This is a genomic window from Arthrobacter sp. Cr_A7 (genome assembly GCF_029222765.1).
Classification (GTDB): Bacteria; Actinomycetota; Actinomycetes; order Actinomycetales; family Micrococcaceae; genus Arthrobacter.
On sequence record NZ_JARHXQ010000216.1, the window covers coordinates 1 to 2,926 of the forward strand.

3 protein-coding genes are annotated in these 2,926 nt (G+C 65.0%); 2 read left to right on the top strand and 1 reads right to left on the bottom strand.

From position 1 onward, the window contains the following. Positions 1–45: 45 nt before the first annotated feature. Together P2Q66_RS12800 and P2Q66_RS12805 are read left to right on the top strand one after the other, a co-directional pair. A complete protein-coding gene (locus P2Q66_RS12800) occupies positions 46–519 on the top strand; it encodes a MarR family transcriptional regulator (protein WP_079598327.1) in 474 nt (157 codons plus the stop codon). A gap of 88 nt (positions 520–607) precedes the next feature. Continuing rightward, complete coding sequence (locus P2Q66_RS12805) at positions 608–2,071, top strand: MFS transporter (protein ID WP_275728574.1); 1,464 nt, start codon at positions 608–610, stop codon at positions 2,069–2,071. A 163-nt stretch (positions 2,072–2,234) separates the two neighbouring features. On the opposite strand, the gene P2Q66_RS12810 is transcribed toward P2Q66_RS12805, so the two are convergent. Next, the gene (locus tag P2Q66_RS12810; RefSeq protein WP_275728576.1) at positions 2,235–2,816 is read right to left on the bottom strand and encodes a dihydrofolate reductase family protein; all 582 of its coding nucleotides are present in this window, start codon (positions 2,814–2,816) and stop codon (positions 2,235–2,237) included. Positions 2,817–2,926: the final 110 nt, after the last annotated feature.

Consider the following 2,926-nt stretch of genomic DNA (forward strand, 5'->3'; position numbering starts at 1 on the left):
GCCGCCCCTGGAAAGGTTCGCGCCGGGCTCTCCTATGCTTGGAGGATGCGCCAGTCCACGCCCCCTCACGAAGAAGCAGCGCCGCCGGACCACCGGCCACTGGCGGTGGCGGTCCTCGACATCTCCTTTGAGGTACGGCGGAAATCCCATGAGGGGACCGGGGTGCTGCCCTTGTCCAGTGGGGTGCTTGACGTCATCCGCGTCATCGAGCGGCACCCCGGAATCACGGTGGCGGACGTCGCCGCCCGCCTGGGCCGGCAGTTGAGCAACGTCAGCGCGCAACTGCGCGAACTGGTGGCACTCGGGCTGGTAACCCGGACGCGCGATGCCTCGGACAAGAGGTACGTTGCCCTGCATCCCACGCCCGAAGCCGTCCGGATCAAGGCTCTCCTGGAGGGGGCCTGGGCCAATACCCTCGCCGCGGCCAGCAGCAGGCTGCTGCCCGCGGAGCGTGAGCAGCTCATGGCCGCAGCCCCCGTACTGGAGCGCCTGGCGTCCCTGCTGGCCGAGCCGGAGTAACCGGAATAACACCCAATCCGCTCAGCACTCGGCCGACAAACACTTATACTTATGTAAGTATTAGTGAAAATAGAAAATGGAGACGCGCGTGGCTACACAGTTAGCAGCGGCTGAGGTTCAGCCCCGGAGCAAGGAAAAAGGGAAGTGGTGGGCGCTTGTTTTCCTGGCGCTTGCCCAGTTCATGGTGGTCCTGGACGGCACGATCGTTAACCTGGCGTTGCCCCGCCTGCAGGTGGAAATGGGCATCAGCGACTCCACCCGCTCGTGGGTGGTGACTGCATACGCACTCGCGCTGGGAGCGTTCCTGCTGCTGGGCGGACGGATCGCGGACTTCTGGGGGCGGAAGCGCACCTTCATCCTGGCAGCGGCCGGGTTCGCCGCAGCGTCCCTCCTGGGCGGAATCGCCCAGCAGCCGTGGGAGCTCATCGGAGCGCGGGCCCTGCAAGGGCTGTTCGCGGCACTTTTGGCACCTGCGGCCCTGGCACTGTTGACCGTTTCCTTCCAGGGCGGGAAGGAACGCGGGACTGCCTTTGCCATCTTCGGCTCCATCAGTGGTGTGGGGGCAGCCGTGGGCGTCCTGCTGGGCGGCTTCCTGACGGACTATGTCTCCTGGCGCTGGTGCTTCTTTATCAACGTCCCCATCGCAGTGGTTGCCCTGCTGGGCGTTGGGCGGCGGGTCAGCGAGAGCAGGGCAGGGGGCTCCACCAGGTACGACTGGCCCGGCGTCATCCTGGCCGCGCTTGGCCTGGGCTCCCTCGTGTTTGGCTTCACCAACGCTGAGCATGGCTGGGGTGCACCGGAGGCGTGGGGCTTCATCCTGGCCGGTGTGGTGCTGATGGCGCTGTTCGTCGTCGTCGAAAAGAAGGTGCAGCACCCCCTGCTGCCCCTTCGCGTGGCAACGGAACGCAACCGGGCAGCGGCGTTTTGTGCCTCTTTCCTGGCCGGCGCCGTCCTCATCGGCGGCATCCTGTTCATCAACTACTACATCCAGATTGTGCTGGGGTTCGCGCCGTTCATCGCGGGCATCGCATCGCTGCCCATGACGGTGGTGCTGATCGTCACCGCAGGCATCGTCGCCCGGAACCTTCCGGTGCTGGGAGCGAAAATCCCCTCTGCCGTGGGCCCGGTGTTCATGGCCGCAGCCATGCTGTGGCTGACGCAGGTCACAGCAGACGGCAGCTATGCGGTCACCATGCTGCCCGCACTGATCCTCCTGGGTATCGGCCTGGGCATGGTCTTCGTTCCCATGCAGAACCTTGCGCTCTTTGGAGTGGACAAGGACGACGCCGGGGTGGCAAGTGCCCTTGTCAACGCGTCCCAGCAGATCGGCGGCTCCCTGGGGATTGCCCTTTTCAGCACTATTGCCGCAGCGGTAACGGCCGCGGCAGGAGGCACGCAGCTGGCGGCCCTGTCGGCCGGCTACTCCGCCGTGTTCCTTTGGGCGGCAGGCCTGGCCATCCTGGCCGCACCGATCGCCCTGCTGCTGATCGACATCAGCCGGAAGACGTTCAGCGGCGCTGCTTCCTCCGACGCGCCGGCGGTCCACCTTTAGGCAGGCCCGCTCCGGCAACCCCTTGCCCAATCCCGCCGCAGCACGTGTCGTTGTGAGCCCTCGGAACGACACGTGCAGCGGCCCGGTTGGGCCGTTCGTCGTTAGATGGGCGGTGACTAAACCCTTCGATGCTCGTCTCTAGGCCAGCCGCTTCCTGGGTGAGCTATTCGTTCATCGCCCGCATTCCGTATACCAACTCGACCAGTCCCTGGTCATACACTTTTGCGCTCTGAAGGTTCAGCACGTCCGGGTCCTGCCCGGACGGAAAAACACTCCGGCCCGCGCCGATCGCAATCGGCATCACCACGAGCCTCACCGAGTTCACCACACCCGCGGCCAGGAAAGTTTCTGCCAGGGTGAGGCTGCCCCAGACGACAATATCGCCGTCGGTCTCGCCCTTGATCCGCCTGATCGCTTCGATGGCGTCGCCGGATTCGACGGCGGCCTCCGCCATATCCCCCCATGGCGCCTTTGCCAGGTGGCGGGAGAAAACGACGCGCCGGAGTCCGTTCAGTGACGGGGCGATGATCTCGTCCTTGGAGGCCGGGGTGGGCCAGTACTCGGCGAACTCCCGGTAGGTGTTTGCCCCGAGGACCATCGTGTCCACCGTCTTAAGCCACTCCAGCTGGCTGCGGTCGAACTCAGCGGTGCCCCCGTCCAGATATTCGTAAAAGGTGAACTCATTGTTGGCGTCTGCGGCGAAACCGTCGGCGCTGACGAAGTCCTGAATGATCAGTTGCCCCATGGCCTGTTCCTCGCTCCCGTGACGTCGTGGACTTTACGCCGGGGCTTGGAACCCATCAACCCCTCCGGGACAAAGCAAAAGGCCCGTTTCCCTTGGTGTCAGGGAAACGG

What these genes read in the sequence shown, in the direction of transcription:
- P2Q66_RS12800 (WP_079598327.1), top strand. Translation starts at nt 46, where the DNA reads ATGCGCCAGTCCACGCCCCCTCACGAAGAAGCAGCGCCGCCGGACCAC.
- P2Q66_RS12810 (WP_275728576.1), bottom strand. Translation starts at nt 2,816, where the DNA reads ATGGGGCAACTGATCATTCAGGACTTCGTCAGCGCCGACGGTTTCGCC.